Here is a 26,354-nt window from a genome sequence, read left to right as displayed (position 1 = left end):
GGGCTGACTCCTCTTGGGTTTATGTAACAACGCTTTGCTAATACCTTAGCCTCAGGCAAGATTCCTTGCTTTGGTTTCAGGGAAGACACCCATGATTGCTGAGTTGCACAGCGCTGCCGCGCAAATTCGCCATGCCGTGCGTGCGGCCACCGAAGGCCTGGTCGGGCGTGAGCAACTGGCCGAGCTGATTGTATTGGCCGCCGTGGCTCAGGAGCACATCCTGGTCATCGGGCCACCTGGCACCGCCAAGAGTGCCGTGGTGCGGCGTGTGGCGCAGTCCATGGGCGGGCGTTATTTCGAATACCTGCTGGGGCGCTTTACCGAACCCTCGGAATTGTTTGGTGCGGTGGACTTGAAGAAACTGCGCGAAGGCACCGTCGAAACCGACGTCAGCGGCATGCTGCCGGAAGCCGATATCGTCTTTCTCGATGAGGTCTTCCTCGGTTCGACCGCCATCCTCAACACCCTGCTGGGCGTGCTTAACGAGCGCCGCTTTCGCCGTGGACACACCCAGATCCAATGCCCGCTGCGCGTGTGTGTCGGTGCTGCCAACGGCCTGCCGGACGACGAAGCGCTGGCGGCGTTCGGGGATCGTTTCCTGTTGCACCTGTTTGTCGAGTCGGTGCCGGATAACCAGTTGGAGGCCATGCTCGCGGGTGGCTGGCAGTCGGAACAGCGGCCGGTGCAGCAGTTGCTCGGTTTGACCCAGTTGGACACCCTTGGCCATGCGCTGAAAAACGTTGACCTCAACCCCGTACGTCCGTTACTGGCCCAGGCTATCCGCCGCCTGCGTGAAGCCGGCATTCAGTTATCGGACCGGCGTATCGTCAAGTCTCAACGGCTGATCGCAGCGGCTGCCTTGCTGGGCGGGCGCCTGGAAGCCAGCGATGCCGACCTGTGGCCGCTGCTGTACGTGCTGCCGACCCAGGAAAGCCAGCAACACGGTCGTGAAGTGCTGCGCGACCTGTTTGCCGCCTCCAGTAACCGTCATTTGTTCAGTGCGGTGGAGGAAGCCACCTTGCAGCCGATGTCACGATTCAATCGCCTGTTGGAAACCGCCGAAGATTACCTGGCACGCACCGAGCCACCGGCGAGCCCGGCGCTGGAAGGCCTGCTGCGCGAGATTGACGCCAACTTCAACAGCCAGACCCTGCCTGAGCCGTTGCGACAGGTACGCGGGCAATTGGCGCGACTGCTGACGCCCACGCCATGAGTGCAGCGTTGCAGCGTTGGACCTGGCGCCCACGGCAGGTACCGACCGAGCCGCAGGCCGCTGTCGCCTGGGGTGACGCTGCTCGGCTTCTGCACGCGCGCTTGTTACAGCTGCCGGACGAACAGGCTGCGCGACTGCAAGCCACGGCCAGCGGTGAAGTGCTGGTGGTTACCGGCGCCGGTGTTGACCTGCCCTGGGTCGACGGGGTGGCCTACGCCGCACCGGGAGATGTCGCGCCAGGGCTGTGGTTGCCCACCAGTTGGGAGCCGACAGCTGCGGTAGATGTGCTGGGCCAGGCCCTGGCGGCACGCTTCAAACGTTCGCCGTTATTGCTGTGGCGTGAACCGCAGGCCGTGGTGCCGCTGGATCGCTTGCTGCCCGTCAGCCCCGATCATTTGCGGCGAATCGCTGCTCACTGGGGGATGCCCGATGCAACTGCCTGATGCCCTGCAACCCTGGCGGCAGTGGCTGGAATGGTTTGCGCCCGAGCACCTGCCAGTGTTCGCCGATCTGCTGGGCCGTCTCAACCCGCTGCTCGGCCCACTGCGGGGCAGGCAACAAGGCGGTGTGCCGGAGCCTGATGGCCTGGGCGACCTGCAACGCCGTGGCCCCTATGAGCGTCTGCTCTCCAGTGAATGGTTGCTGGCAGAGGAGGTACCCGATGAGTTTCTCCGCCGTGCGGTGGGGGGCGAGCATATGTTCCTCGCGCCCCAGTACCGTGCCCGTGAGGCCAACCGCCTGATGGTGGTGCTGTTCGACGCCGGTCCCTTGCAGTTGGGGGCCGCACGCCTGGTGCATATCGCATTGCTGATGCTGTTGGCGCGGCGTGCCGAAGAGGCGGGCGCCGAGCTGCGTTGGGGGCTGCTGCAAGGCCCGCCGGTGTTGCATGAACTGGATTCGCCGGCACAGATCAAGCGTCTGCTTAACGCCCGCACCTATGAAGGGGTGAGCGACAGCCATTGGTATGCCTGGCGCGACTGGATGGCCGCGCAGGATCGTCCTGTGGGTGAATGCTGGATGGTCGGGCAACGCTTGCCGGTCGCCGACGCCAGGCATTGCAGCCACCGGGTCCAGGTCAAGCGCAGCCTGGATGGGCGTAGCCTGTCGTTTGAGTTGCAGGCAGGCCAGACGCGACGGGTGTTGCTGCCGATGCCGCAGGCGCAGCACGCGGTGCAATTGCTCAAAGGGCAGTTCGATCACGAGGTCAAGGCACCGCCCGCCACCAAGACTGGTGTGGTGCCGCGCGTGGTCCTGACCTTGCCGCCGGTGATCTCAGGCTCCGGCAGCCATGTCGCCCTGCGCATGCTGGATGAAACCGGAATGTTGGTGATCAAGCTGCCGTCGAGGAACCAGAAAAAATCCCTCGAGGTGCGTCGGCGCCTGTGGTCAGGCCACCAACGCGCGCTGAGTATGAGCTTTCACTACCGCAGCCTGGGCGCGGTGCTCAGCAGTGACAACACCTTGAGCTTCTGGAACATACCGGGCATTGCCCCGATCGACAAACCACCCGCCGAACGACTGCACCTTCCTCCAGGCACCGCGACGTTCCTGCCCTCGGTGTGGTTGCGCAGTCAGAAAAGCGAACGGCTCTACCTGCTGGACAGCAAGGGCCGGCTCGCCTGCTGGCAAGGCGCGGTGCTCCGCGCTCCGGCGCGTGAGGGCTGCGAGATCACCGACAATGTCATCGGCCTGGCCCAGGTCGACACCTTGACCCTGGCCTACGCCCGCAGTGAAGGCGGGCAAGTCGTCGTGTATGCGGCTACGGGCGATGGGCTGAGGTCCGGTGGTTACGCGGTGGGTGCGGCCAATGGCGTGAGCCAGGTGCTGTTTGCAGGCACCGCCTATTGGCGGCAGTACTTTGGCGGCTGTGCACTGCTGGCCGATAATCTTGGCAGCCAACGTTGGCGCGTGGTCACCCACGACAGCTTCCCCTCGAAAAAAGCCCAGATCGACCTGGCCCCCGGCTGGAAGGCCATCGGCCTGCACCATGAGGTTGGCCCCCAGGAACTGCACGCGCTGGTACTGCTGGGCCCGAACCAGCACACCGTCGGTTTGTATATCGAAGGGCAGCAGCGTGTGCTGTTCACCACCTCGGCAGCGATTGCGCGGGCAACGTTCTGCCCGATGAGTGGCCTGGTTGCCGTTATCACCAGCGCCCGTGAACTGTTGGTGTATTCGGTGCCCGAGCGTGCCATGCGCCTGCAAGTGCTGTGTAACCAGGTCGCGTTGTTAACCCATGAGCGTGAGCATGCTTGAACAGGACGCAATGCTGATCAGGCGCCCGCTGCTGACGGGGCATCAACACATTGATGGGCTGTGGTTTTCCAGCGACCGCTTGGATTTGCACGAGCGCGCCGGCTTGATCCTCGAATACTGGCAGCCCGGCGCCCGTGCCTACCGCTTTGCCGACGGCGATGTGTTGCAGTTCGCGCGGCCTGAATCGGTGTTGTGCGAAACCCTGGTCGGTTGGCCGCTGGTGCGCCAGGGCCGTGGTTTGTCCTCCGCGCTGCTCGACCCGCAGGAGCTGCGGGCCTTGCCGGCTGCCGACCTGTGGCTGGTGCGTGGCAGCCAGGTGCAGGCCTTGCAGTTGCGCGATGCGCAGTTGCTGGCGCCTGGGCAGTGGCTGGATATCAGCGCCTGCACACTGTTGGATACCTTCGACTGCCATGCACCGGTACTGGAACCGGTGCCGCCGCTGCGGGTCACCGATGTGCGTGAGATTCTCGGCGGGGCACTGGGACCCGTCAGCCCGGAGCGGGAAGGGGTGATGCAGGCGCTGATCGAACGTCAGCGCCATGCGCCGAAGAGCCCGCCGGCCAAAGCGACCGCGGCTGGCAACGGCGAGTGGGACTCACGCGAGCCAGCCTCGTTCCCGGCACTCAAGCTTGGCGCGACCTTGGCGCTGGTGACTGCTGTGCTGTGGATGGCCAACCAGGGTCAGCACGCGCCCTTGACACCCATGCCAACGCTGAGCAGCGACCAGGTTTTTGCGGTGGTCGGCGTGACGTTGGTCGGTGGGCTGTTCTTGACCGGCTTTTTATGGGGCCTGAACCGAGCCCTGCGGCGTGGGCGCACGCCAGTCTCCGGCACGCCAACAGCACCGGTCGCCCCTGGCATCGCTGCGCGCAGCGAACCGCGCCGGCACAAACCCGCTGCGTGGCGCCGCTGGCTGACCCGCCTGACCCTGCATTCGCGCTTGTCCACGTTGTATGGCAAGCGTCAGGCTGCTTATGTGCGGCGGATGCTCGAGATGTTCGAGGACGGTAATTTCGAAGAAGCCTTGCGCCATGCCATTCCCTTGAATGGTGAGCAGTCCGGTGACGAGCAGAGCTTTGGAACCCCCCAACGCCGCCAGGACCTGGCCCTGGACCGGCAAAACGGGGCAAGCCGTTCGATGTTCTTCGAAGAGGGGATGACCGAGCACCTGCGCCAGGTCTACCGCCAGAGCTATGAGCGCCTGGACCGCGCCGGGCGCATTGAAGAAGCGGTGTTTATCCTCGCCGAGTTGCTCAAGGAGCGTCAGCAGGCCCTCGATTACCTGGAAAAACACGCGCGCTATCAACAAGCCGCCGACCTCGCCCTGGCCTGGGATATGCCACCTGGGGTGATCGTACGCCTGTTGTGCCTGGCCGAGAACTGGCAGCGCGCCTTGCTGGTGGCGCGCCGTGACGATGCCTTCGGCGATGCGGTGCTGATGCTCCAGGCCAAATCACCGGAAACCGCCGACCGCCTGCGCCTGGAGTGGGCCGAAGCGTTGATCGCCAAGGGGTTGTGGCTGCAAGCGGTCGATGTGATCTGGAGCCTGCCGGCTGAACGCCCACGCGCCGCGCAATGGCTGCTCAATGCCGAAGCGGCCGGTGGGCGCCTGGCCATTGGCGCGTTGGTCAAGCGCGCCATCCTGCTGCCGGACACCCTGGAGGCGTACGGCGAATGGCTCGAAGACGTGCGTGACGACCCCGCGCGCGGCAGCGAGCGCGCCGCCCTGGCCGAGGCATTGCTGGAACATAAAGCCCAATCCTCGGCCCTGGCCTGGCTGGCAGGCGCTACCGTGCACGCGATTCTTGCCGACCAGTTCAGTGGGCACGGGCGTCTGAACTTCAATCAGTTGCAGGCGCTGGTCAAAATGAGTCGGGATAAATTGCTTCAGGCGGACTTGCCGGGCCAGGCGCTGAAACGTCCAGCCGTTGTGTCGCTGGACCGCGTGGGCAGCACGCTGGAGTGGTCCGCACCGGCGGCGGGCAATCGGCCGATCCTGGATGCCGTGCCCCTGCACGATGAGCGTTACCTGTTGGGGCTGGGCGAGGCCGGCGCGCTGGTGGTGGATGCGCAGGGCAAGACGCTGTTTCATTTTGCGGTGCCGGCGCAGCAGATGGTCATCGGCCACAGCCGCCAAGTGGCCTTGGCGCTGACGCGTCGAGACCGGCTGTGGCGTATCAGCAAGCTGGACCTGGTAAGCCGCACGGCCACGGACCTTGGTGTCTTGGCGCTGGACGTATTTGCCAAGGTGTTTGACGGCACTGCCTGGACCGTCGGCCGTGACCGGGAACTGAGGGTGGTGGACGTCGATCGTGGGTTTGAAACGTTATGGCACGTGGGCGATCTACCGGCACGGGTGCATGCCCTCGAGACGGATCAGCACAACGAATACCTGTGGCTGTTGGAAATGGGCGGGATCCTGGCGCTCTGGCATTATCGTTTGCCGGAGCGTCGCTTGATCAGTCGCGACCCTGGAATCGATGTCATAGAAGCGGATTTCGGGCTACCCAGCGCAACCGGTCAGGCGGCGCAATACTTGATCAAGTACGACAGCGAAGGGCCGCCGGTCCTCGTCCTGAAGCAGGGTGGGGCGCGCAAGGGCTATCGTTTGCCCGGCAACCTGCGGGAGGAGGAGTGGGATCAAACGGTCTGGCCATTCCTGTTCGAGGACTGGCTGCTGATTCGCTATGGCGTGGAGGAAGAGGCGACCCGTTGGCATTTCATTCATCGCGCCAGCGACCGGCTCTGCGTCAGCCTGCACTGGCCACAAGCGCAAGTCCAGGCGCGGCGCCTGGGGGCGGACTGGCTGTTATTCGATGATCAAGGCCGCTTGAGCCACATCAACCTCGACCACGCCAGCCAGCACAACCTCACCCTGCATTGACCGTTTCCGGCATCAACGTGGCAATCAATGCCCGTATGGTGCCGGGCAGTGCCTCAAGCTCCCTGACCAGAATACTGCGCTCGCGAATCGCCCACGGCTCATCCAGCGTCACCGCCACCAGTTGCATGGTGCGGCTGTGCCGTACGGCGGCGGACTCGGGGATGATGCCGATGCCCACGCCCGCTTCGACCATCCGGCAAATCGCCTCGAAACTCGACACCTGGATACGCAGCGACAACTGCTTGCCCAACCGCTCGACGTGTTCACGCAGGAAGCTGAGCAAGGTGCTGCCTTCATGCAGGCCGATATGCTGATAGGCCAGGGTCTGTTCCAGGGTGACCGAGGCTTGATCGGCCAAGGCGTGGCCGACGGGCACCATCAGCACCAGTTTGTCGGTGCTGAAGTGCAGCACCTGCAAACCCGCCGCCTCCACGGGGCCGGCGATGATGCCCATGTCGCTGGTGCCATCCAGCACGCCGCGCACGATATCGCGGGACAAGCGCTCCTGCAGGTCGACGGTCACGCCAGGGCGCTGGGACAGGAAGCCGGCCAGCACCTCCGGGAGGAACTCGGTGACCGCCGTGGTGTTGGCGAAGATGCGGATATGCCCGGCGGAATCCACGCCGTATTGGGTGAACTCACTCTTGAGGTAATCCACCTGGCGCATGATCAACCGCGCATGGTGCAGCAGCCGTTCGCCCGCAGGGGTGATCTCTACGCCACGGCTGTCACGGTACAGCAGGCGCGTGTCGAGCTGGCCTTCCAGCGCCTTGATCCGCGCACTCGCGGCGGCCGGCGAGAGGAACGCGCGCCTGGCGCCCTGGGTCAGGCTGGGGGATTCGGCGATATGGATAAACAGGCGCAGGTCGGCCAGGTCGAAGTGCATGCAAAACTCCCGTATGAATGAACCCGGTAGATACCGTCCTATCCAACACCGCCCAAATCCCCGTAGCAGCTGCCGAGCGCAAGCGAGGCTGCGTAGGCCGCGACTCGGTCCTGAATCGACAGCGCGCCCGACGCAGCCTCGCCGGGGCTCGACAGCTGCTACGGGGATTGCGCGGTGCGGGATAAGACGGTATCTACGGATCTGGGCCGCGCGGGTGTTATGTCGGGGAAAGAGCGTTCAGCATAGCCGAACGCTGGTTTATTGAAATGCAAATTCTCAGAACGGGCCGGCGCTTGCATGATCCGGGGCAGACACTCACTGCCCGAGGACCTGTACCTGATGAGCGCTACTGACTGGATCGGCCGAAGCGAAACCGCCCACGACCACCTGAGCCATAACCTGCTCAAACGCATTGCCGCCACCTTTGGCGAAGCCGTCCCCGAGCAGGGCGCGGTCCTGCCGCCGCTGTGGCAGTGGTGCTTCTTCCAGGACCCGCTGCCGGAAAGCGCCCTGGGCGGCGACGGCCACCCGGCCCGTGGCGGCTTCCTGCCGCCGGCGGATAACCGTAATCGCATGTGGGCCGGCGGGCGTATCGAATTCCTGCACCCGCTGCGGGCCGGCGAGGCGGCAACCCGCGTGTCGACCATCACCCAGGTCGAAGAAAAGACCGGGCGCAGCGGCTCGCTGTTGTTTGTCACCGTGCGCCATGACTATGCCCAGGAAGGTCGCCTGGCGATCCGCGAAGAACAGGACATCGTCTACCGCGAGCCGACGCCGCCCAAGCCGGGCAGCGGCGAGGCCCTGGCCCAGGGCGAGTGGCAGGAAACCATCGACCCCACGCCGACCCTGCTGTTTCGCTACAGCGCCGTGACCTTCAACGGTCACCGCATTCACTACGACTACCCCTATGTCACCGGCACCGAAGGCTACGCCGGGCTGGTGGTGCATGGCCCGCTGATCGCGACCTTGAGCCTGCGCGCGTTTTGCCGCGCCCATCCCGAAGCCACCGTGCGGCGCTTTGCCTATCGCGGCGTGCGCCCGTTGATTGCGCCGCAGCCGTTCGCAGTGGGCGGTCGCATCAGTGAAACCGGGGCGGCGGCGTTGTGGGCCGGGAATACCGATGGCCTGGCGCAGACCGCTGAAGTGCATTTCGAATAAGCCAAGAACAACAGGCGGAGAGCCGTGAGATGAACCCGAATGACAACGAAGCACTCAATGCCATCCGCGACGGCGTGCGCGCCTTGTGCGCCGCATTCGACGCGGCCTACTGGCGCCGGATCGACGAAGAAAAGGGCTTCCCCGAAGCCTTCGTCAAGGCGCTGACCGACGCCGGCTGGCTGTCGGCGATGATTCCCGAGGAGTACGGCGGCTCCGGCCTGGGCCTGGCCGAAGCCTCGGTGATCCTCGAGGAGGTGAACCGCTGCGGCGGTAACTCCGGCACCGTGCACGGGCAGATGTACAACATGTTCACCCTGTTGCGTCACGGCAGCGAGGCGCAAAAACGCTTCTACCTGCCCAAGCTCGCCAGTGGCGAATTGCGCCTGCAATCCATGGCGGTCACCGAGCCCACCACCGGCACCGACACCACCAAGATCAAGACCACCGCGATCAAGCGTGGCGACAAATACGTGATCAACGGCCAGAAGGTCTGGATCTCGCGGGTGCAGCATTCCGACCTGATGATCCTCCTGGCGCGCACCACCCCGTTGGCACAGGTGAAGAAAAAGTCCGAAGGCATGTCGATCTTCCTGGTCGATCTGCGTGAGGCCATCGGCAACGGCCTGACCGTGCAGCCCATCGCGAACATGGTCAACCACGAGACCAATGAGTTGTTCTTCGACAACCTTGAACTGCCCCTCGATAGCTTGATCGGCGAAGAGGGCAAGGGTTTCAAATACATCCTCGACGGCCTCAATGCCGAACGCACCCTGATCGCCGCCGAATGCATCGGCGATGGCCGCTGGTTTATCGACAAGGCCAGCGCCTACGCCCGCGACCGCGTGGTGTTCGGCCGGCCCATCGGGCAGAACCAGGGCGTGCAGTTTCCGATTGCCGAAGCCCATATCGAAGTCGAGGCGGCCGACCTGATGCGCTGGCGCGCCTGTGCGGAATACGACAGCGGCGTGAATGCCGGCGCCAGCGCGAACATGGCCAAGTACCTGGCGGCCAAGGCGTCCTGGGAAGCGGCCAATGCCTGCCTGCAGACCCACGGCGGCTTTGGCTTTGCCTGCGAGTACGACGTCGAGCGCAAATTCCGCGAGACGCGCCTGTACCAGGTGGCGCCGATCTCCACCAACCTGATCCTGTCCTACGTGGCCGAGCACCTGCTCGAGCTGCCACGCAGCTTCTGAGGGCCTGCCCATGAGCCATACCCAAGCCCTGTGTCGGTTCCTGGCCGACCTGGCCTACGAGCAGTTGCCCGAACCCGTGCTGGCGCGCACCGAAGACCTGTTCCTGGATTGGCTGGCGTCCGCGTTGGCCAGCCAGGGCGCGCACCCGATCCCGTTGTTCGAGCGCTATGCCCAGAAGATGGGCCCGAGCAGCGGCCCGGCGCAGGTGATCGTCAATGGCACCGGCAGCAGCGCGTATTTCGCCGCACTGGTCAACGGCGCCTCGTCCCACCTGGTGGAACAGGATGACCTGCACAACAGCTCGGTGCTGCACCCGGCCACCGTGGTGTTTCCCGCTGCCTTGGCCGCCGCCCAGGACCTCGGTAAATCCGGCCGTGACGTGTTGCTGGCCTCGGTGGCCGGCTATGAGGCCGGGATCCGCATCGGCGAATTCATGGGGCGCTCCCACTACCGCATCTTCCACACCACGGCCACGGTGGGCACCCTGGCGGCGGCCGTGGCGGTGGGCAAGTTGCTGGATTTCAATCAGGACCAGTTCATCCATCTGCTCGGCAGCGCCGGCACCCAGGCCGCCGGGCTGTGGGAATTCCTGCGCGATGCCGCCGACTCCAAGCAACTGCACACGGCCAAGGCGGCCGCGGACGGTTTGCTCGCCGCGTACCTGACGGCGGATGGCCTGACCGGTGCGCGCAATATCCTCGAAGGCGACCAGGGCCTGGCGGCGGGTATGTCCACGGATGCCGAACCGAGCAAGTTATCGGCTGGCCTTGGTAGCCGTTGGGCGCTGCTGGAGACCTCGTTCAAGTTCCACGCGTCGTGCCGCCATACCCATCCGGCCGCCGATGCGTTGCTGGCGTTGATGCAACGCGAAGGCCTGGAGGCCGTCGATATCGCCCGTGTGGAAACCCGTGTGCACCAAGGCGCCATCGATGTACTGGGGCGGGTAAGCGTGCCTACCAGCGTGCATCAGGCCAAGTTCTCCATGGGCACCGTGCTGGGGTTGATCGCCGTGCATGGCAAGGCCGGGCTCACCGAGTTCCATGAATCGGCGTTGACCGATCCCGCCGTCGCCGCCTTTCGCGACAGGGTCAGCATGACCCTCGACCCCGAGGTCGATGGCGCCTACCCGCAGCGCTGGCTCGGCCGCGTCACCGTCACCACGGTTGACGGCCGCACCCTGCACGGCGCCATCGACGAGCCCAAGGGCGACCCGGGCAACACCCTGAGCCGTGCAGAACTGGCGGATAAATTCCAGCGCCTCGCCCGGTTCAGTAACGCTCGCACACCGGCCCAGGCCGCCGCATTGATCGCCAAAGTCTGGGATGTGCGCAACGCCGCGTCCATGGCCCACTGGCTCTGAGGAACTGTCATGACTGACCCACGACCGCTGGACGGCATCACCGTTGTCAGCCTGGAACACGCGATCGCCGCGCCCTTTTGCACCCGTCAACTGGCCGACCTCGGCGCCCGCGTGATCAAGATCGAACGCCCCGGTGCCGGTGATTTCGCCCGTGGCTACGACGAGCGCGTGCGTGGCCTGGCCTCGCATTTCGTGTGGACCAACCGCTCCAAGGAAAGCCTCACCCTGGACCTCAAGCAGGACGACGCCGACGCCATCCTCGACAGCCTGCTGGCGGATGCCGATGTGCTGGTGCAGAACCTTGCACCGGGCGCGGCGGCGCGCATGGGCCTGTCGTTCGAGGCGCTGCATGCACGCTTTCCACGGCTGATCGTCTGCGACATTTCCGGCTATGGCGAAGGCGGGCCCTACGAGAAAAAGAAAGCCTATGACCTGCTGATCCAGAGCGAGGGCGGCTTTTTGTCGGTGACCGGTGGCCCGGGTGACGAGCAGATGGCCAAGGCCGGTTGCTCCATCGCCGATATCTCCGCCGGCATGTACGCCTACAGCGGCATCCTTTCCGCGCTGCTGTTGCGCGGCAAGACGGGGCAGGGCAGCCGCATCGACGTGAGCATGCTCGAAAGCCTGGTGGAGTGGATGGGCTACCCGATGTACTACGCCTTCGACGGTGCGCCTCCACCCCCGCGTGCCGGCGCGGCGCACTCGACCATCTACCCCTACGGGCCGTTTCCCACCGGTGACGGCGGCACGGTGATGCTCGGTTTGCAGAATGAGCGCGAATGGGCAGCGTTCTGCGACAAGGTGCTGCTCACACCTGGACTGGCGACGGATGAGCGCTTCAGCGCCAACTTCAAGCGCTCGGCCAACCGCGAGGTGCTGCGCCAGATCATCGTCGACAGCTTTGCCCAACTGGGCGCCGAGGCCGTGATCCAGCGCCTGGAGGACGCGCAGATCGCCAGCGCCCGCGTCAACGATATGCAAGGCGTGTGGGACCACCCGCAGCTCAAGGCCCGCGACAGTTGGCGTGAAGTCGCAAGCCCTGCCGGGCCGCTGCCGTCGCTGCTGCCGCCGGCGCGCAACGGGGCGTTTACCCCGCGCATGGACGCCGTGCCGGCGCTGGGGCAGCACAGCCAGGGCATCCTCGAGCAGCTCGGTTACTCCGGCGATGCCATCGACAGCCTGCGCGCGCGCGGCGTTATCTAATAAGGAAGTCCGTTATGCCAAACCCTCTTGTGCGCTCTGCGCTGTTTGTTCCCGGCAGCCGACCGGAGCGATTTTCCAAGGCGCTGGCCAGTGGCGCCGACGCCGTGATCGTGGATTTCGAAGACGCGGTGGAAGAGCCGCTCAAGCGCCAGGCGCGGGATAACCTCGGGGCGTTCCTGCAAAGTCACCCGCAGGCCCGGGTGTGGGTGCGCATCAACGCGCCGGAACATGCCGAGCATTTTGAAGATGTGGCGTTCTGCAAAGCCCACGTCAACGTGGCAGGTGTGCTGTTGCCGAAAGTGGAAAGCGCGGCCCAGGTGGCGGTGGTCGCCGCTGCGGGCAAAGTGATCTGGCCGATTATAGAAAGCGCACGGGGCTTGCTGGCGGTGGCCGACATCGCGGGGGCGCCGCAGGTCGAACGCCTGTCATTCGGCGGCCTGGACCTGGCGCTGGACCTCAACTTGAGCAGCAACTCCCCGGCCGCGCAGTTCGCCCTCGACCAGGCACGCCTGGCGCTGATCGTGCATTCCCGCGCGGCTGGCCTGGTGGCGCCACTGGATGGCGTGCACCCGGCCATCGACGATCCTGAAGGCCTGCGCCGTTCGATCCGGCATGCCTATGAAATGGGCTTTGCCGGCGCGTTGTGTATCCATCCCAGGCAGGTGGCGGTGATCCATGAAGCGTTGGCGCCCAGCGCCGCCGACCTGGCCTGGGCACGGCGGGTGGTTGACGCCGGGGCGCATGGGGCGGGGGCTTACCAGATTGATGGGCAGATGGTGGATGCGCCGGTGTTGTTGCGGGCGCAGCGGTTGCTCGCACAGTTATAGCTGACGGAACCGAATCAAATGTGGAGGGGGAACTGCATTTTTCTTGAGGTTGGTGTTCGGCGTGGCCGAACGCAGGTATCAAAAATTCGAAATTCACTACACGCGTCATATCAGGCACCTTGCCCTACAACACAACAATAAGAAGGTGATTTTCCATGCTCAAGCTTTCTCGGGCGCTGTTCTGCGCCGCCACCTTGTTTGCCGCGGGCCTGGCCCAGGCGGCGGACCCGATCGTGATCAAGTTCGCCCACGTGGTCGCTGAAAACACCCCCAAGGGCCAGGGCGCGTTGCTGTTCAAGAAGCTCGCCGAAGAACGCTTGCCCGGCAAGGTCAAGGTCGAGGTGTACCCCAACTCGTCACTGTTCGGCGACGGCAAGGAAATGGAAGCCCTGCTGCTGGGCGACGTGCAGATGCTGGCGCCGTCCCTGGCCAAGTTCGAGCAATACACCCGGCAAGTGCAGATCTATGACCTGCCGTTCCTGTTCAACGACCTGGCCGCCGTCGACCGCTTCCAGGCCGCCGAGGGCAAGCAACTGCTGACCTCGATGCAGAGCAAGAACATCCTCGGCCTGGCCTATTGGCACAACGGCCTCAAGCAACTCTCCGCCAACAAGGCACTGCATGAACCCAAGGACGCCCGTGGCCTGAAGTTCCGCGTGCAGGCCTCCAGCGTGCTGGAGGAGCAGTTCAAGGCGATCCGTGCCAACCCGCGCAAGATGAGCTTTGCCGAGGTGTACCAGGGCTTGCAGACCGGCACCGTGAATGGCACCGAGAACACCTGGTCGAACTATGAAAGCCAGAAGGTCAACGAAGTGCAGAAGTACTTCACCGAATCCAACCATGGCCTGATCGACTACATGGTCATCACCAATGCCACGTTCTGGAACGGCCTGCCGCCGGACATCCGCGGCACCCTGGAGCAGGTCATGGTCGAGGTCACCGTCGAGGTGAACAAACAGGCCGAAGCGCTGAACCAGTCGGCCAGGCAGAAGATCATCGACGCCAGGACCAGCGAAATCATCGAGCTGACCCCCGAGCAACGCCAGCTGTGGCGCGACGCGATGCGCCCGGTGTGGCAGAAGTTCGAAGGCGAGATCGGGGCCGACCTGATCAAGGCGGCGGATGCCGCCAACCAGTAAGGCCGGTTTCCGCCCTGACATCTCATTTGCTTTCGCGAGGTTTTGCCATGCAAACGCTAAGGCGCGTCTGGGAGCACCTGGAGGAAGGCTTTATTGCCTTCCTGCTGGCGGCCATGACCCTGGTGACATTTGTTTACGTCATGCTCAACAACATCTACACGCTGTTCTTTGCCCTGTCTGACAAGTGGGCGTGGAGCAGCACGTTCTTCGGCGCGCTGGGCGACCACACCATGACCTGGGCCCAGGACATGACCTGGAGCGTGGCGCTGACCAAGGCCATGTTCGGCTGGCTGATTTTCTTCGGCATTTCCTATGGGGTGCGCACCGCCGGCCACCTGGGGGTGGACGCGCTGGTCAAGCTGACCCGGCGTCCGGTGCAGCGCGTGCTGGGCATGCTCGCCTGCCTGTGCTGCCTGGCCTATGCCGGGCTGTTCATGGTCGCCAGCTACAAGTGGGTCAGCGCGGTGATGACCGCCCATATCGGCGCCGAAGACCTCGACCAGTTCGGTATCGACGTGGGTGACATTGTGATCATCGTGCCCATCGGTTTTGCCCTGGTGTTTATCCGCTACCTGGAGATCTTCTACCGCATCTTTACCCGCCGTCAGGTCGGGTTGGGGCTGGCTGACGAGGCCGGTGAGGCCAGCAAATTGGCAGGCAGCCATGGGGAGCGTCACTGATGGCCGTGCTCTGTCTGTTCCTGCTGTTGTTCGTGTTCATGTTCCTCGGCGTGCCGATTGCCATTGCGCTGGGTTTGTCGGGCGCGGTGTCGATCCTGATGTTCAGCCCGGACTCGGTCAGTTCCCTGGCGATCAAGCTGTTCGAAACCTCCGACGCCTATACCTTCCTGGCGATCCCGTTCTTCCTGCTCTCTGGTGCGTTCATGACCACCGGCGGCGTGGCGCAGCGGCTGATCGACTTTGCCAACGCCTGTGTCGGGCATATCCGTGGCGGCCTGGCGATTGCGGCGGTACTGGCGTGCATGCTGTTTGCGGCGCTGTCCGGCTCATCCCCGGCGACGGTGGCGGCGGTGGGTTCGATTGCGGTGGCGGGCATGGTGCGCTCCGGTTACCCGAAGGAATTCGGCGCGGGGATCATCTGCAACGCCGGCACCCTGGGCATCCTGATTCCGCCGTCGATCGTAATGGTGGTGTACTCGGCGGCGACGGAAACCTCGGTGGGCAAGCTGTTCATGGCCGGGGTGATCCCGGGCTTGCTGCTGGGCCTGATGCTGATGGTGGCGATCTACATTGTCGCGCGCATCAAGAAGCTGCCGGCCCAGCCACGGGCGACGTTGGGTGAATGGCTGGGCTGTGCGCGCCGCGCCTTCTGGGGCCTGTTGCTGCTGGTGATCATCCTCGGCGGCATCTACAGCGGCATGTTCACCCCCACCGAAGCGGCGGCGGTGGCGGCGGTGTACTCGGCCTTTGTGGCGTTGTTCGTCTACAAGGACATGAAGCTGCGCGACTGCCCCAAGGTGCTGCTGGAGTCCGGGCGCCTGGCGATCATGCTGATGTTTATCATCGCCAATGCCATGCTCTTCGCCCATGTGCTGACCACCGAGCAGATCCCCCAGGAAATCACCGCCTGGGTGCTGTCCGAGGGCCTCACGCCGATTGGCTTTTTGATCATGGTCAACGTGGTGCTGCTGATCGCCGGCAGTTTCATGGAGCCTTCGGCCATCGTGCTGATCCTGGCGCCGATCTTCTTCCCGATCGCCATGAAGCTGGGCATCGACCCGATTCACCTGGGCATCGTGATGGTGGTCAATATGGAAATCGGCCTGGTGCACCCACCGGTGGGGCTGAACCTGTTCGTGACCTCGGCGGTGACCGGGTTGACGCTGGGGCAGACCATTCGTGCGGCGTTGCCGTGGCTGATGATCCTGTTGGTGTTCCTGATCATGGTCACGTACTTGCCGTTTATCTCGCTGGCCTTGCCGCACTGGTTGGGGATGTAGCGCGGGTCAGCAAGTGACTCACTGTAGGAGCGAGGGGGACGCCTAGTTCTTGCTCGCGAAGAACTCAGGGCCACCACGTTTATCGAGAATGAACGCGTTGCCTGGGCGTTTTTCGCGAGCAAGAACTAGGCGTCCCCCTCGCTCCTGCAAAGTGTCTTAACTGACTGGTATTGGGGCTTGCCCCTCCCACATTGGTTTTGCGTCAGGCTCTATTGGTCCAGCGCACTCAAGATTGCATGGGCGACCTTTACCCGTTCGGCATTCGGGTAGTTCTTGTTCGCCAATATCACCACGCCCACTCCCTTGCTCGGCACGTACGCCACGTAGGCGCCAAACCCATTGGTGGAGCCGGTCTTGTTCACCAGGGTGTCGGCGTGGGGCGCCTGGGGCGGGGTCAGCCAGTTGACCGCGTGCGGTTCCATTGCCATGGGTGTGGAGTTGCCGGCCATCAACCCATCGAGCGGGATGGGGTAGGGGTACATTTCCCAGCCCAGGCCCTGGGTCATGCCGTCCACGCTGTAGTAACCCGTGTGAGTCATGCTGATCGCCTGCTGCAGGGTTTTATCCAGCGTCGCCGGGTGCATGTTCGCGTCAACGTACTTCAGCAAGTCCGCAGCGCTGGTCTTGATGCCGTAGGCCTCGCTGTCCAGGGCGCCGGGGCCGACGCGTACCGGTTTGCCATCTTTGCCATAGCCTTGGGCGTACAGGCTCATCTGGCTCTGCGGCACCTTGATGAAGGTGTGCTTGAGCCCGAGTGCGGGCAACAGGGTCTTTTCCATCGCCTGATCGAACGGCTGCTTGAGGCTCTGCGCCGCCAGGTAGCCGAACAACCCCAGGCTCGGGTTGGAATACAGGCGCTGGGTGCCAGGGGCGAAGTCGGGTTGCCAGTGCTGGAAGTAGCTGATCATGCGCTGGGTGTTATCCGCATTGGCGGGGAATTGCAGGGGCAAGCCGCCGGCGGTGTAGGTGCCGAGGTTGAGCACGCTGATGTGGTCGAACTTGCCGCCGCCCAGTGCCGGCAGGTAATGGCTGGCCGGGTCGGAGAGCGTGAGTTTGCCGCTGGCTACCGCGTAACCGGCCAGGGTCGCGGTGAAGGTCTTGCTCACTGAACCCACTTCGAACAGGGTGTTTTCGCTGACCGGCTGGCGGGTATCGGTGGCGGCGATTCCGTAGTTAAAGTATTGCGCCTTGCCGTCCCGCACCACGCCGACCACCAGGCCGTTAATCGACTGCTGCTGCATCAGCGGTTTGACATTGGCATCCACCACCGCCTGCAGGTCGGTGGCAGCCAGGCAGTTGCCGGCGGCGATAAACACCGCGAGGGCGGTGAAATTACGCACGCCAGACAGTAAATGTTGGGGCATGATAACGCTTCCATGAGAATGATCGATTGAATAAAGAGCCTGCGCGGGCGAGGCAAATGTAGGCCGTTCGCCGGTCCTGGGCAAACGATGATATCTCGCAGCAGTCATTAGAAATATTGGGGTCAATATGCTCCGCTCCCACTTACCGTTGAACGCCTTGCGCGCCTTCGAAGCGGCCGCCCGGCATTTGAGCTTTACCCGCGCCGCCATTGAGTTATGCGTGACCCAGGCGGCGGTCAGCCATCAGGTCAAGAGCCTGGAGGCGCAGCTCACTGTCACCTTGTTCAAGCGCCTGCCCCGCGGGTTGATGCTCACCCGCGAGGGCGAAACCCTGCTGCCGGTGGTGCGCGAGTCGTTCGACCGCATTGCCCACACCTTGGGTCAGTTCGAGGGCGGGCATTACCGCGAGGTACTCACCGTGGGCGCGGTCGGCACCTTTGCCGTCGGCTGGCTGCTGCCACGTCTGCCGGACTTCCAGAGCCGCTACCCGTTCATCGACCTGCGCCTGTCCACCCATAACAACCGTGTCGACGTGGCTGCCGAAGGCCTGGATTACGCGATTCGTTTCGGTGCAGGTGCCTGGCACGGCACGGATGCGCTGGAGTTGCTGGAAGCGCCGCTGACGGTACTGTGTGTGCCGTCACTCGCCGCGCAGTTGCACACGCCGGCCGACCTGTTGAAACACACGCTGCTGCGCTCCTACCGCGCGGATGAGTGGAGCCTGTGGCTTCAGGCCGCCGGGCTGCCCGCCGACACCCTGGTACCGCGCAGCATCGTGTTCGACTCGTCGCTGGCGATGATGGAGGCTGCGCTGCAAGGCAGCGGCGTGGCGCTGGCGCCGGCGATGATGTTCTCGCGGCAACTGGAGAGTGATGTGATTCGCCAGCCATTCGACGTCGGCATCACCACTGGCAGCTACTGGCTGACGCGCTTGCAGTCGCGGACCGAGACCTCGGCGATGCAGGTGTTCAAGGACTGGTTGCTGGGGGAGGGTGGGAGTGTCTGAGTTTTCTTGGAGCATAAAGAAACATTAAGGTGGTGATGGTCAATGTGGGAGGGGCGGTGCGACGATTCGACTTGCCCCCGATAGCGGCGGGTCAGTTACCTCAATTGTTGCTGATACACCGCAATCGGGGCAAGCCCCCTCCCACATGTTGACTGCATTCAGGCCAGGTATTTGCGGAACCAACCGAGTGTCCTTTCCCACGCCAGATTCGCCGCCGCCTCGTCATAACGCGGTGTCGAATCGTTATGGAAGCCATGGTTGGCGCCCTTGTAGATGTACGCTTCATAAGTCGTGCCGGCGGCCTTCAGGGCCTTTTCATACGCCGGCCACCCCTCGTTGATCCGCGTATCCAGCTCGCCGTAATGCAGCATGATCGGCGCCTTGATATGCGGCACGTCCTTGGCTTCCGGCTGGCGCCCGTAGAACGACACCGCCGCGCCCAGTTCCGGGTACGCCACCGCCGCCGCATTGGTCACGCCGCCGCCATAGCAGAAGCCGGTGATGCCGACCTTGCCGGTGCTGCTGTCGTGGTGCATCAGCCATTCGATGGCGGCGAAGAAGTCGTTCATCAGCTTGGTCGGGTCGACTGTCTGTTGCAGCGCCACGCCTTTTTCATCGTTGCCGGGATAGCCGCCCACCGAGGTCAGGCCGTCCGGCGCGAGGGCGATAAACCCGGCTTTGGCCAGGCGCCGGGCGACGTCTTCGATGTAGGGGTTGAGGCCACGGTTTTCGTGGACCACCACCACGGCCGGCAGCTTGCCGGTGGCCTTGGCCGGGCGCACCAGGTAGCCACGCACGGTGCCGTTGCCCTTGGGCGAGGGGTAGGTGATGTAGTCGGCAACGATGTCCGGGTCGGTGAATTTCACCTGTTCGGCCAGGGCATAGTTGGGGCTCAGGGCCGCCAGCAGGGCCGAGGCGGTGAGGCCGCCAAAGGTGAACAGCGCCGCGCGGTCGAGAAATTCGCGGCGGTTGAGCTTGCCGTGGGCGTAGCCGTCGTAGAGTTCCAGCAGTTCGGGGGCAAAGTCTTTCGCGGTGAGACGAGTCATCGGTTCGGTCCTCGATTAGCGGTGCCAGTCAATGTAGACCAGGATCAGCTGTCACGGCCATGGGCGGCCGCAGCCAGTTCGCGGGTGTCGACGCGCACGAACAGCGAATCGCCGATGGCCGTGAGCACCTCGCCGGCATACACCTCGCAGACCACGCGGCTTTTGCGGCCCACTTCGCCTTCGACCCGCGCACGCAAGGTGAGCGGAGCGCCCATGGGGGTCGGCTTGATGAATTTGATCCCCAGGTTGCCGGTGACGCAGTCGATGCGCGGCAGGCTGCCGGGTTCGCGTTGTTCGTCACGGTAGTGGTAGGCCATGGCGGTCCAGTTGGAATGGCAGTCCACCAGCATGGCGATCAGGCCGCCGTAGACCAGGTCGGGCCAGCCACTGTATTTTGCCTCGGGGTGATGTTCGGCGATGAGATGGACACCATCGGCATCCCAGCGGCTCTTGATATGCAAGCCATGGGGGTTACTGCCGCCGCAGCCGTAGCAGATGCCTTCCGGCGCGGTGATGTCCTGTAGAGAAGGGGTGGGCATGCAGCGTCCTTATTGTTGTGAGCGACTAGTCTGTTTAGCAGGACAGGCACCTGATGGGAATACATCCATTTTTTGCGGAGCGTGGCATGAAGCGTCGAATTCTCCCGTTGGTCCTGGTCCTGGGTGCTATCGGCTGTGCCCAGGCGGCGGAGTACACCGACGTCAATCGCACCGCCAGCCAGATCAGTTTTACCTATAAGCAGTTGGGGCAGCGGGTGTATGGCACCTTCGGCGACTTCGAAGGCACGCTGAGCTTTGACACGCAAAAGCCCGAAAGCGGACATGCCTTGCTCAAGATCCAGCTGGCGAGTATCGATGCCGGCAGCCCCGATGCGAACGACGAGCTGCAACGGGCCTCGTGGTTCGATACCGCGACCTACCCGGTGGGCGTCTATGAGTCCACCGCTGTAAAGGCCCTGGGGGATAACCGCTTCAACATCAGCGGCAACCTGACGATCAAGGGCACCACGCGCCCGGTGGGGGTCAACGTGGTGCTCAAGGAGCTGGATGGCATCGGCGTGTTCGACGGTGAGTTCATCCTCAAGCGCGGCGACTTCAGGATCGGCGAAGGCGAATGGGCCGGCAACAGCGTGGTGTCCGACGACATCAACATCAAGTTCAAGATGGTCGCGCCCCAGCGTTAGCGCGCGAACCGCTTGGCCCCGGCCACGCAGCCGATCACCGCGACCGTCACCAGCAGCATGCCCAGGCTGACCTGTTCATGCAGCAAGCCCGCTGCCAGCGCCAGGCCGAAGAACGGTTGCAGCAGTTGCAACTGTCCGACGGCGGCAATGCCACCCTGGGCCAGGCCGCGATACCAGAACACAAAGCCGATCAGCATGCTGAACAGCGACACATAGCCCAGGCTCAGCCAGGCCGGCAGGCTGATACCGCTGACGCTCGACGGCGCCAGCACCAGGCTCAACGGCACCACCACCGGCAACGACACCACCAGCGCCCAGCAGATCACCTGCCAGCCGCCCAGGCTGCGCGACAGTTTGGCGCCTTCGGCATACCCCAGGCCGCACACCAGCACCGCCAGCAGCATCAGTACGTCACCCGCCGGTGCGGCGCTCAAGCCCTGGGCGAAGGCGTACCCCATCACCAGCGCACTGCCGAGGATCGAAAACAGCCAGAACACCGGGCGTGGACGCTCGCCGCCACGCAGTACAGCAAACACGGCGGTCGCCAGCGGTAGCAGGCCGATGAAGACGATGGAGTGCGCGGAGGTCACGTATTGCAGCGCCAGCGCGGTGAGTAACGGAAAGCCGATCACCACGCCGAGGGCGACGATTGCCAGGGGCATCCATTGCTGGCGCGCGGGGCGTTGCTCCTTGAACAGCCCCAGCAAGGCCAGCCCCAGCAGCGCGGCAATGGCGGCGCGGATCATGGTCAGGAACACCGGGTCGAATTCCATCACCGCCAGGCGCGTGGCCGGCAGCGAGCCGCTGAAGATCACCACGCCGATAAAACCGTTGATCCAGCCTTGGGTGCGGGTGTCCAGGTTGCTGAGGGGGGCTGTACGTTCCATATGGGGTGTCCGAAAAGGATGAGTTGCGTGGCAGGCATCCTAGGGTTGAAGATAAAGACAATCAAAAAATTGTCATGGATACATCGCTATGCCCCGCGCCCGCTACAAGTCGTTGGTCGACAGCTTCGCCGAGGCCATTCGCTCAGGCAGCATGCCCCCCGGTACGCGACTGCCGACCCACCGCCAACTGGCCGCCGAACATGGCCTGGCGCTGGTCACCGCGAGCCGGGTGTACGCCGAGCTGGAGGCCATGGGCCTGGTCAGTGGCGAGACAGGCCGAGGCACCTTTGTGCGCGAAATCTCGCTGCCGCCGGGGCAGGGCAGCGGGCAGATGAGCGTGGCGGCGGGCATGCTCGATCTGAGTTTCAACTACCCGTCCTTGCCGGGCCAGGCCGACTTGCTGCGCACCGCATTGCGACAGTTGGCGCTGTCCGGCGACCTTGAAGCGCTGCTGCGTTACCAGCCCCACGCCGGTCGCCTGCATGAGCGCGCCGCTGTCGCGCGGCACCTGTTGAGTCGAGGGCTGACGGTCGAGGCCGAACAGGTGCTGGTGGTCAGTGGCGCCCAGCACGGGTTGGCCGTGACCATGATGACCTTGCTCAAGCCCGGTGATGTGATCGCCGTCGACGCCTTGACGTATTCGGGGTTCAAGGTGCTGGCCGAGACCCTGCACCTGGAGATCGTCGCCATCCCGGTCACCGCCGACGGCCCGGACCTGGACTACCTGCACAGCCTGTGTCGCAAGCGCCCGGTGCGTGCCGTGTACAGCATGCCGACTTTGCATAACCCGTTGGGCTGGGTGCTGAGCCTGGCGCAGCGCGAGCAGTTGGTGGCGATTGCCCGTGAGCACAACCTGATGATCATCGAGGACGCGGCCTACGCGTTCCTGGCCGAGGACGCGCCGCTGCCCGTGGCCAGATTGGCGCCGGAGCGCACGGTCTATGTGGGCGGGCTGTCGAAAAGTGTCGCGACCGGCCTGCGCGTGGGGTTTATCGCTGCCCCGTCGGGTTGGGTCAAAGCACTGGAACGCACCATCATGGCCACCACCTGGAACGTGCCGGGGGTGATGAGTGCGATTGCGGTGGCCTGGCTCGAGGATGGCACCGTGGCGCAACTTGAAACCCACAAGCGCCAGGATGCGCGGGCGCGGCAAGCCTTGGCCGCGCAGGTGCTCAAGGGGGTGGCCTACACCAGCCACCCGTCATCGTATTTCTTGTGGCTGCCCCTGGCGGAAGAGGCCCGCGCCGATCAAGTCGCCATGACCTTGCAGCGCGACGGTATTTCCGTCTCCACCGCCGAGCCCTTCGCCGTCTCGGCCCACGTGCCCCATGCGTTGCGCCTGGCCTTGGGCTCGGTGGACATGCCGGCGCTGCGCGAGGCGTTGCTGAAGGTGCGCAAGGTGGTGCAGTGGTGAGCCCGATGGCCCACCGCTAGCCATCAGAATTTAAACGCCTGGCGCCCGATCAGCAGCCAGTGGCCTTTCTGTTTTTGCCAGATCTGGAAGTTCTCGATTTCGGTGGGCACTTCCTTGCCGCTGTTCACCGCCAGGGCGGAGAAGTGGTTGCGTACCAGGGCGGTATCGCCACTCAGGGTGATGGTCTGTTTCTGCATTTCCAGGGTCTTGAAGCCGCTGCGTCCGGTCTCGATGTCGGCGATGAATTCCTGCTTGTTCTGGATCTTGCCGCTGGAGTGGCCGTAGGTGAGGTTCTCGGCGGTCAGGCTCTGGAGCTGCTTGAGGTCTTTATGCAGCATGGCCTGGGTGAGGTGGTCGACCGCTTGGGCGACGTCTTTGTCGGCGGCAGGGGCGGCGGCCACATAGCCGCTGAACAGGCACAGAAATCCGATCAGCACTTTGACGTTTTGCATGGGTGTTTCCTTATTGTTGTTGGGGAGGTGTACGGGCAACACGTTACTGAATATGTTGTCGTACAACATTGCAATAGTCGAAGGGCTTTTGGAAAGTAAAATTTGGAATATTTGCGCAGTGCCTTACGTTGTAAAGGGTGGTTGAAGTCTTCAATCTTGTACGATGTCTCATCACAGGTTAAAACTAGTCTCCCGTCTAACAATAAAGTAACGGAGATACCCATGGATTTTCCCCCTTCGCCTGCCCGCTCCGAACACAGCCGCCGGGTCTTTCTCCAGCGATCCCTGGCGGTTTCCGCGTCGGTGGCGGTGCTGGGCAACCTGCCTCGCCTGGCAGACGCGGCTGAGCCCTTGAGCCAGCGTTATCCAGACCCCCTGATCAAGGTGCTCGACGACAGTTTCCTCGAGCTGCGCCTGTTCAATGCCAGCGTTGAGCGCCTGGCGACCGGCCTGCGCTGGGCCGAAGGACCGGTGTGGATCGGCGATGGCCGCTACCTGCTGCTCAGTGATATTCCCAACAACCGCATCGTGCGTTGGGATGAGGTGACCGACAGCCTGTCGGTGTACCGTGAAAACGCCAACTTCTCCAACGGCATGTGCCGCGATCGCCAGGGCCGCCTGCTGGTGTGCGAAGGTTCGACCACTTCTGGCGAGGGGCGGCGCATCACTCGCACCGAACATAACGGTAGCATCACGGTGCTGGCGGACAGCTTTGACGGCAAACCCTTCAACTCGCCCAACGACATCGTGTGCAAGCGCGATGGTTCGGTGTGGTTCAGCGACCCGCCATTCCAGACCGGCAACAACTACGAAGGCCACAAGATCACCCCCACCCAGCCCCATGGCGTGTATCGCATCGACGCTGACAGCGGCAAGGTTACGCGGGTGATCGACGACCTCAACGGTCCCAACGGCCTGTGCTTTTCGCCGGATGAAAAGACCCTCTACGTGGTGGAAGGGCGCGCCAAGCCCAACCGACTGATCTGGGCGATTGACGTCAAGGACGACGGCACCCTGGGCGAACGGCGCAAGCATATCGAAGGCCTCGAATACGCAGCGCTGGACGGCATCAAGTGCGACGAGAGCGGCAATCTCTGGTGTGGCTGGGGCGGCAATGGCGACCCCAAGGCCGACCTGGAAAAGCTCGACGGCGTGCGCGTGTTCAATTCCCAGGGCAAGGCCATCGGGCATATCTCGCTGCCGGAACGCTGCCCCAACCTGTGCTTTGGCGGCCGCGAAGGCAACCGCCTGTTCATGGCCGGCAGCCATTCGATCTACGCGTTTTTCGTCAATACGCGAGGGGCGGATTTCGCCTGATAGGCGCTGAAAAAAATCCACTGTCAGCGCCGGTTGGCCGGCGTTCACAGTGGCTATTTAGCGCTATGCTGCGTGCTCCTGAAACATCAGAGCGTTACGCAAATGGACTTTGATTGGCACAGCGCCCCTATCACCCGCAGCACGCCTGTCACTTCACACTACAAAAACACCCAGAACGTACGCCGTTTCATGCGTGAGCACTGCGGCGCGGGGTTCACGTTCGACCGGCCTTTCATGGCGTGGATTCGCAACGCAACACCCAAGACGATGGGCGACGTGGTGGATGAGTGGCAGCGTCGCAACGAGGACTCCCGAGCATGACACCGGATGAAAAATACCAAGCCGCGCAAAAACGTCTCGGCTATCAATTGGATGAATTCAAAGTCGGCGGCAACTACACGCCGCTGGTGCGCGACGGTAACCATCTGTACATCAGCGGGCAGATCCCGCGTGTCGGCGACACGGTCATGCTGCCGGGTAAGGTCGGTGACACCTTGACCCTGGCCCAGGCACAGATCGCCGCCAGCATCAGTGCATTGCGCTGCCTGGGCCTGCTCAAGCAGGCGCTCGGTTCGCTGGATCGGGTCAAGGCCATCCCGCGCATCACCGTGTATGTACGCAGCGCCGAGGACTTCGATCAGCAGAGTGAAGTGGCCAACGGCGCCTCGGACCTGTTGCACGAGATCCTCGGCGGTGCCGGGGTGCATTCGCGCACGTCGGTGGGGGTGATGCAACTGCCGAAGTCGGCGGCGGTGGAAATCGACATGGTCGCGGTCGCGCACGACTGATGGTCAGCCAAGGTCTGGTCGTCCTGCTCAACTACGGCCTGCACCTGGCGCCGGGCTTGCTGCTGTTTGGCCTGTGGTTCGGGTTGACGCCCAAGTCGTTGCCGGCCATGCGCATCCTGATTTTGCTCGCGGCGTTCGTGCTGATGCGCGATGTGATGACGCCCCTGGGCATGTGGGCGCTCAGTGACGACGTGCAAATCGCCTTCACCGCGAATGCCTTTGTATTGGCGGCGCTGGGTGGCCTGTCGGTGCTGCTGGCCGTAGTGTTGGTCCGGGTGGCGCCGGAGTTGTGGCGCCTGGTGGTATGGACCCGGGGCCACCGCGCCCTTGGCCTGGCGGTGGGGCTTGCGGTCGGTTGCCTGATCGGTGTGCCGTTGCGGCTCTATCAAGGAATAGAGCCGCACGCGATCCCCGGCTACTGGGTGTGGCTGCCGGGCATGGTGGTGTTGGCCTATGGCGCCAATGCGCTGGAGGAAGTGTTGTTTCGCGGGTTTTTGCAGGGCTACCTTGAACAGCAGGTGACACCGCTGCGAGCGGCGCTGATCAGTGGCGTGGCGTTTGCCGCCTGCCATGCCTTCCTGGCCTTGAGCGTGACCCAACTGGGCTGGCCGGTGTTGCTGTTTACCCTGATTGAAGGGCTGGCCTGCGCACTGGTGCGCATGCGTCATGGCGTGTTGGCGGCGACGGCCTGCCATGGCACGGCAATCCTGCTGATTGCGGTGCCCTATATGGCCTGACTTGAAATGCGCTCAGAACGGTGGGAGGGGGCTTGCTCCCGATTGCAGTGGGTCAGCCACAGATGCATCAACTGACACGCT

The 26,354-nt window shown here is 63.8% G+C and carries 25 protein-coding genes; 19 read left to right on the top strand and 6 right to left on the bottom strand.

Annotated features, from left to right (window positions below; all coding sequences use genetic code 11):
* The first annotated feature begins 91 nt into the window (after nucleotides 1-91).
* From V3W40_RS05160 to V3W40_RS05145, 4 genes are read left to right on the top strand one after another with little or no spacing between them, the layout of a single operon-like run.
* Nucleotides 92-1,213 carry an AAA family ATPase gene (locus tag V3W40_RS05160; RefSeq protein WP_074846969.1) on the top strand — a complete coding sequence of 374 codons (1,122 nt, stop codon included), beginning with the start codon at nucleotides 92-94 and terminating at the stop codon, nucleotides 1,211-1,213.
* Nucleotides 1,210-1,656 carry a bpX5 domain-containing protein gene (locus V3W40_RS05155; RefSeq protein WP_027608539.1) on the top strand — a complete coding sequence of 149 codons (447 nt, stop codon included), beginning with the start codon at nucleotides 1,210-1,212 and terminating at the stop codon, nucleotides 1,654-1,656. Before V3W40_RS05160 ends, V3W40_RS05155 begins: the two co-directional genes overlap by 4 nt.
* A complete protein-coding gene (locus V3W40_RS05150; protein ID WP_330214565.1) occupies nucleotides 1,643-3,469 on the top strand; it encodes a hypothetical protein in 1,827 nt (608 codons plus the stop codon). Before V3W40_RS05155 ends, V3W40_RS05150 begins: the two co-directional genes overlap by 14 nt.
* Nucleotides 3,462-6,353 carry a bpX6 domain-containing protein gene (locus V3W40_RS05145; protein ID WP_330214564.1) on the top strand — a complete coding sequence of 964 codons (2,892 nt, stop codon included), beginning with the start codon at nucleotides 3,462-3,464 and terminating at the stop codon, nucleotides 6,351-6,353. The genes V3W40_RS05150 and V3W40_RS05145 overlap by 8 nt, the downstream gene beginning before the upstream one ends.
* Here the strand turns inward: V3W40_RS05145 and V3W40_RS05140 are convergent.
* On the bottom strand, nucleotides 6,340-7,239 hold the full coding sequence (locus tag V3W40_RS05140; RefSeq protein WP_065928017.1) for a LysR family transcriptional regulator: 900 nt from the start codon (nucleotides 7,237-7,239) through the stop codon (nucleotides 6,340-6,342). The two genes, V3W40_RS05145 and V3W40_RS05140, sit on opposite strands and share 14 nt — an antisense overlap.
* A 339-nt stretch (nucleotides 7,240-7,578) precedes the next feature.
* Between V3W40_RS05140 and V3W40_RS05135 the strand changes: the two genes are divergently transcribed.
* From V3W40_RS05135 to dctM, 8 genes are all read left to right on the top strand, one after another.
* Complete coding sequence (locus V3W40_RS05135; RefSeq protein WP_330214563.1) at nucleotides 7,579-8,397, top strand: FAS1-like dehydratase domain-containing protein; 819 nt, start codon at nucleotides 7,579-7,581, stop codon at nucleotides 8,395-8,397.
* 29 nt (nucleotides 8,398-8,426) lie between these two features.
* Entirely contained in the window at nucleotides 8,427-9,590 is a 1,164-nt protein-coding gene (locus V3W40_RS05130; protein ID WP_065928018.1) for an acyl-CoA dehydrogenase family protein, read from the top strand.
* A gap of 10 nt (nucleotides 9,591-9,600) precedes the next feature.
* The gene (locus V3W40_RS05125; protein ID WP_065928019.1) at nucleotides 9,601-10,950 is read left to right on the top strand and encodes an MmgE/PrpD family protein; all 1,350 of its coding nucleotides are present in this window, start codon (nucleotides 9,601-9,603) and stop codon (nucleotides 10,948-10,950) included.
* 9 nt (nucleotides 10,951-10,959) lie between these two features.
* Nucleotides 10,960-12,153 (top strand): CaiB/BaiF CoA transferase family protein, encoded by a 1,194-nt coding sequence (locus V3W40_RS05120; RefSeq protein WP_065928020.1) that lies wholly within the window; start codon nucleotides 10,960-10,962, stop codon nucleotides 12,151-12,153.
* A gap of 14 nt (nucleotides 12,154-12,167) precedes the next feature.
* Nucleotides 12,168-12,980 (top strand): HpcH/HpaI aldolase/citrate lyase family protein, encoded by an 813-nt coding sequence (locus tag V3W40_RS05115; protein ID WP_074846965.1) that lies wholly within the window; start codon nucleotides 12,168-12,170, stop codon nucleotides 12,978-12,980.
* A 155-nt stretch (nucleotides 12,981-13,135) separates the two neighbouring features.
* Entirely contained in the window at nucleotides 13,136-14,119 is a 984-nt protein-coding gene (locus tag V3W40_RS05110; protein WP_330214562.1) for a TRAP transporter substrate-binding protein, read from the top strand.
* Nucleotides 14,120-14,166: 47 nt separating this feature from the next.
* On the top strand, nucleotides 14,167-14,799 hold the full coding sequence (locus V3W40_RS05105; RefSeq protein ID WP_065928023.1) for a TRAP transporter small permease: 633 nt from the start codon (nucleotides 14,167-14,169) through the stop codon (nucleotides 14,797-14,799).
* Nucleotides 14,799-16,079, top strand: coding sequence for a C4-dicarboxylate TRAP transporter large permease protein DctM (gene dctM, locus V3W40_RS05100; RefSeq protein ID WP_065928024.1), 1,281 nt, complete (start codon nucleotides 14,799-14,801; stop codon nucleotides 16,077-16,079). Before V3W40_RS05105 ends, dctM begins: the two co-directional genes overlap by 1 nt.
* Nucleotides 16,080-16,288: 209 nt before the next feature.
* On the opposite strand, the gene ampC is transcribed toward dctM, so the two are convergent.
* Nucleotides 16,289-17,443 carry a class C beta-lactamase gene (gene ampC, locus V3W40_RS05095; protein WP_330214561.1) on the bottom strand — a complete coding sequence of 385 codons (1,155 nt, stop codon included), beginning with the start codon at nucleotides 17,441-17,443 and terminating at the stop codon, nucleotides 16,289-16,291.
* Nucleotides 17,444-17,570: 127 nt separating this feature from the next.
* On the opposite strand from ampC, the gene V3W40_RS05090 reads away from it, so the two are divergent.
* Nucleotides 17,571-18,449, top strand: coding sequence for a LysR family transcriptional regulator (locus V3W40_RS05090; RefSeq protein WP_330214560.1), 879 nt, complete (start codon nucleotides 17,571-17,573; stop codon nucleotides 18,447-18,449).
* Between the two features lie 158 nt (nucleotides 18,450-18,607).
* Here V3W40_RS05090 and yghX read toward each other — a convergent pair whose 3' ends face one another.
* Nucleotides 18,608-19,495 (bottom strand): YghX family hydrolase, encoded by an 888-nt coding sequence (yghX, locus tag V3W40_RS05085; RefSeq protein ID WP_065942060.1) that lies wholly within the window; start codon nucleotides 19,493-19,495, stop codon nucleotides 18,608-18,610.
* 44 nt (nucleotides 19,496-19,539) lie between these two features.
* Complete coding sequence (locus V3W40_RS05080; RefSeq protein WP_330214559.1) at nucleotides 19,540-20,034, bottom strand: PaaI family thioesterase; 495 nt, start codon at nucleotides 20,032-20,034, stop codon at nucleotides 19,540-19,542.
* Between the two features lie 86 nt (nucleotides 20,035-20,120).
* On the opposite strand from V3W40_RS05080, the gene V3W40_RS05075 reads away from it, so the two are divergent.
* Entirely contained in the window at nucleotides 20,121-20,678 is a 558-nt protein-coding gene (locus tag V3W40_RS05075) for a YceI family protein (protein WP_330214558.1), read from the top strand.
* On the opposite strand, the gene V3W40_RS05070 is transcribed toward V3W40_RS05075, so the two are convergent.
* Nucleotides 20,675-21,565, bottom strand: a complete 891-nt coding sequence (locus V3W40_RS05070) for a DMT family transporter (RefSeq protein WP_065928030.1) — start codon at nucleotides 21,563-21,565, stop codon at nucleotides 20,675-20,677. The genes V3W40_RS05075 and V3W40_RS05070 overlap by 4 nt on opposite strands.
* Before the next feature lie 88 nt (nucleotides 21,566-21,653).
* Between V3W40_RS05070 and V3W40_RS05065 the strand changes: the two genes are divergently transcribed.
* Entirely contained in the window at nucleotides 21,654-22,979 is a 1,326-nt protein-coding gene (locus V3W40_RS05065) for an aminotransferase-like domain-containing protein (RefSeq protein WP_065928031.1), read from the top strand.
* 23 nt (nucleotides 22,980-23,002) lie between these two features.
* On the opposite strand, the gene V3W40_RS05060 is transcribed toward V3W40_RS05065, so the two are convergent.
* Nucleotides 23,003-23,431, bottom strand: coding sequence for a nuclear transport factor 2 family protein (locus V3W40_RS05060; protein WP_024075865.1), 429 nt, complete (start codon nucleotides 23,429-23,431; stop codon nucleotides 23,003-23,005).
* 222 nt (nucleotides 23,432-23,653) lie between these two features.
* On the opposite strand from V3W40_RS05060, the gene V3W40_RS05055 reads away from it, so the two are divergent.
* From V3W40_RS05055 to V3W40_RS05040, 4 genes are all read left to right on the top strand, one after another.
* Complete coding sequence (locus V3W40_RS05055; RefSeq protein ID WP_330214557.1) at nucleotides 23,654-24,748, top strand: SMP-30/gluconolactonase/LRE family protein; 1,095 nt, start codon at nucleotides 23,654-23,656, stop codon at nucleotides 24,746-24,748.
* 102 nt (nucleotides 24,749-24,850) lie between these two features.
* Nucleotides 24,851-25,069, top strand: coding sequence for a DUF6434 domain-containing protein (locus tag V3W40_RS05050; protein ID WP_065928033.1), 219 nt, complete (start codon nucleotides 24,851-24,853; stop codon nucleotides 25,067-25,069).
* Nucleotides 25,066-25,536, top strand: a complete 471-nt coding sequence (locus V3W40_RS05045; RefSeq protein WP_330214556.1) for a RidA family protein — start codon at nucleotides 25,066-25,068, stop codon at nucleotides 25,534-25,536. Before V3W40_RS05050 ends, V3W40_RS05045 begins: the two co-directional genes overlap by 4 nt.
* Complete coding sequence (locus tag V3W40_RS05040; protein ID WP_065928035.1) at nucleotides 25,536-26,273, top strand: CPBP family intramembrane glutamic endopeptidase; 738 nt, start codon at nucleotides 25,536-25,538, stop codon at nucleotides 26,271-26,273. Before V3W40_RS05045 ends, V3W40_RS05040 begins: the two co-directional genes overlap by 1 nt.
* Nucleotides 26,274-26,354 lie beyond the last annotated feature (81 nt).

It is taken from the genome of Pseudomonas sp. AM8 (genome assembly GCF_036346475.1).
In the GTDB taxonomy this organism is placed as follows: domain Bacteria; phylum Pseudomonadota; class Gammaproteobacteria; order Pseudomonadales; family Pseudomonadaceae; genus Aquipseudomonas; species Aquipseudomonas marginalis.
Note: the sequence above shows the minus strand (reverse complement) of the source record. Positions and strands in the feature narration are given on the sequence as shown.

Bases quoted from the DNA above. Each gene is read 5' to 3' on its own strand.
- V3W40_RS05135 (WP_330214563.1), top strand. From the start codon at position 7,579: ATGAGCGCTACTGACTGGATCGGCCGAAGCGAAACCGCCCACGACCAC.
- V3W40_RS05125 (WP_065928019.1), top strand. From the start codon at position 9,601: ATGAGCCATACCCAAGCCCTGTGTCGGTTCCTGGCCGACCTGGCCTAC.
- V3W40_RS05130 (WP_065928018.1), top strand. From the start codon at position 8,427: ATGAACCCGAATGACAACGAAGCACTCAATGCCATCCGCGACGGCGTG.
- V3W40_RS05045 (WP_330214556.1), top strand. From the start codon at position 25,066: ATGACACCGGATGAAAAATACCAAGCCGCGCAAAAACGTCTCGGCTAT.
- V3W40_RS05105 (WP_065928023.1), top strand. From the start codon at position 14,167: ATGCAAACGCTAAGGCGCGTCTGGGAGCACCTGGAGGAAGGCTTTATT.
- V3W40_RS05145 (WP_330214564.1), top strand. From the start codon at position 3,462: ATGCTTGAACAGGACGCAATGCTGATCAGGCGCCCGCTGCTGACGGGG.
- V3W40_RS05160 (WP_074846969.1), top strand. From the start codon at position 92: ATGATTGCTGAGTTGCACAGCGCTGCCGCGCAAATTCGCCATGCCGTG.
- V3W40_RS05055 (WP_330214557.1), top strand. From the start codon at position 23,654: ATGGATTTTCCCCCTTCGCCTGCCCGCTCCGAACACAGCCGCCGGGTC.
- V3W40_RS05140 (WP_065928017.1), bottom strand. From the start codon at position 7,239: ATGCACTTCGACCTGGCCGACCTGCGCCTGTTTATCCATATCGCCGAA.
- V3W40_RS05090 (WP_330214560.1), top strand. From the start codon at position 17,571: ATGCTCCGCTCCCACTTACCGTTGAACGCCTTGCGCGCCTTCGAAGCG.
- V3W40_RS05060 (WP_024075865.1), bottom strand. From the start codon at position 23,431: ATGCAAAACGTCAAAGTGCTGATCGGATTTCTGTGCCTGTTCAGCGGC.
- V3W40_RS05040 (WP_065928035.1), top strand. From the start codon at position 25,536: ATGGTCAGCCAAGGTCTGGTCGTCCTGCTCAACTACGGCCTGCACCTG.
- V3W40_RS05115 (WP_074846965.1), top strand. From the start codon at position 12,168: ATGCCAAACCCTCTTGTGCGCTCTGCGCTGTTTGTTCCCGGCAGCCGA.
- V3W40_RS05110 (WP_330214562.1), top strand. From the start codon at position 13,136: ATGCTCAAGCTTTCTCGGGCGCTGTTCTGCGCCGCCACCTTGTTTGCC.
- V3W40_RS05080 (WP_330214559.1), bottom strand. From the start codon at position 20,034: ATGCCCACCCCTTCTCTACAGGACATCACCGCGCCGGAAGGCATCTGC.
- V3W40_RS05155 (WP_027608539.1), top strand. From the start codon at position 1,210: ATGAGTGCAGCGTTGCAGCGTTGGACCTGGCGCCCACGGCAGGTACCG.
- V3W40_RS05065 (WP_065928031.1), top strand. From the start codon at position 21,654: ATGCCCCGCGCCCGCTACAAGTCGTTGGTCGACAGCTTCGCCGAGGCC.
- V3W40_RS05075 (WP_330214558.1), top strand. From the start codon at position 20,121: ATGAAGCGTCGAATTCTCCCGTTGGTCCTGGTCCTGGGTGCTATCGGC.
- ampC (WP_330214561.1), bottom strand. From the start codon at position 17,443: ATGCCCCAACATTTACTGTCTGGCGTGCGTAATTTCACCGCCCTCGCG.
- V3W40_RS05050 (WP_065928033.1), top strand. From the start codon at position 24,851: ATGGACTTTGATTGGCACAGCGCCCCTATCACCCGCAGCACGCCTGTC.
- dctM (WP_065928024.1), top strand. From the start codon at position 14,799: ATGGCCGTGCTCTGTCTGTTCCTGCTGTTGTTCGTGTTCATGTTCCTC.
- yghX (WP_065942060.1), bottom strand. From the start codon at position 19,495: ATGACTCGTCTCACCGCGAAAGACTTTGCCCCCGAACTGCTGGAACTC.
- V3W40_RS05070 (WP_065928030.1), bottom strand. From the start codon at position 21,565: ATGGAACGTACAGCCCCCCTCAGCAACCTGGACACCCGCACCCAAGGC.
- V3W40_RS05120 (WP_065928020.1), top strand. From the start codon at position 10,960: ATGACTGACCCACGACCGCTGGACGGCATCACCGTTGTCAGCCTGGAA.
- V3W40_RS05150 (WP_330214565.1), top strand. From the start codon at position 1,643: ATGCAACTGCCTGATGCCCTGCAACCCTGGCGGCAGTGGCTGGAATGG.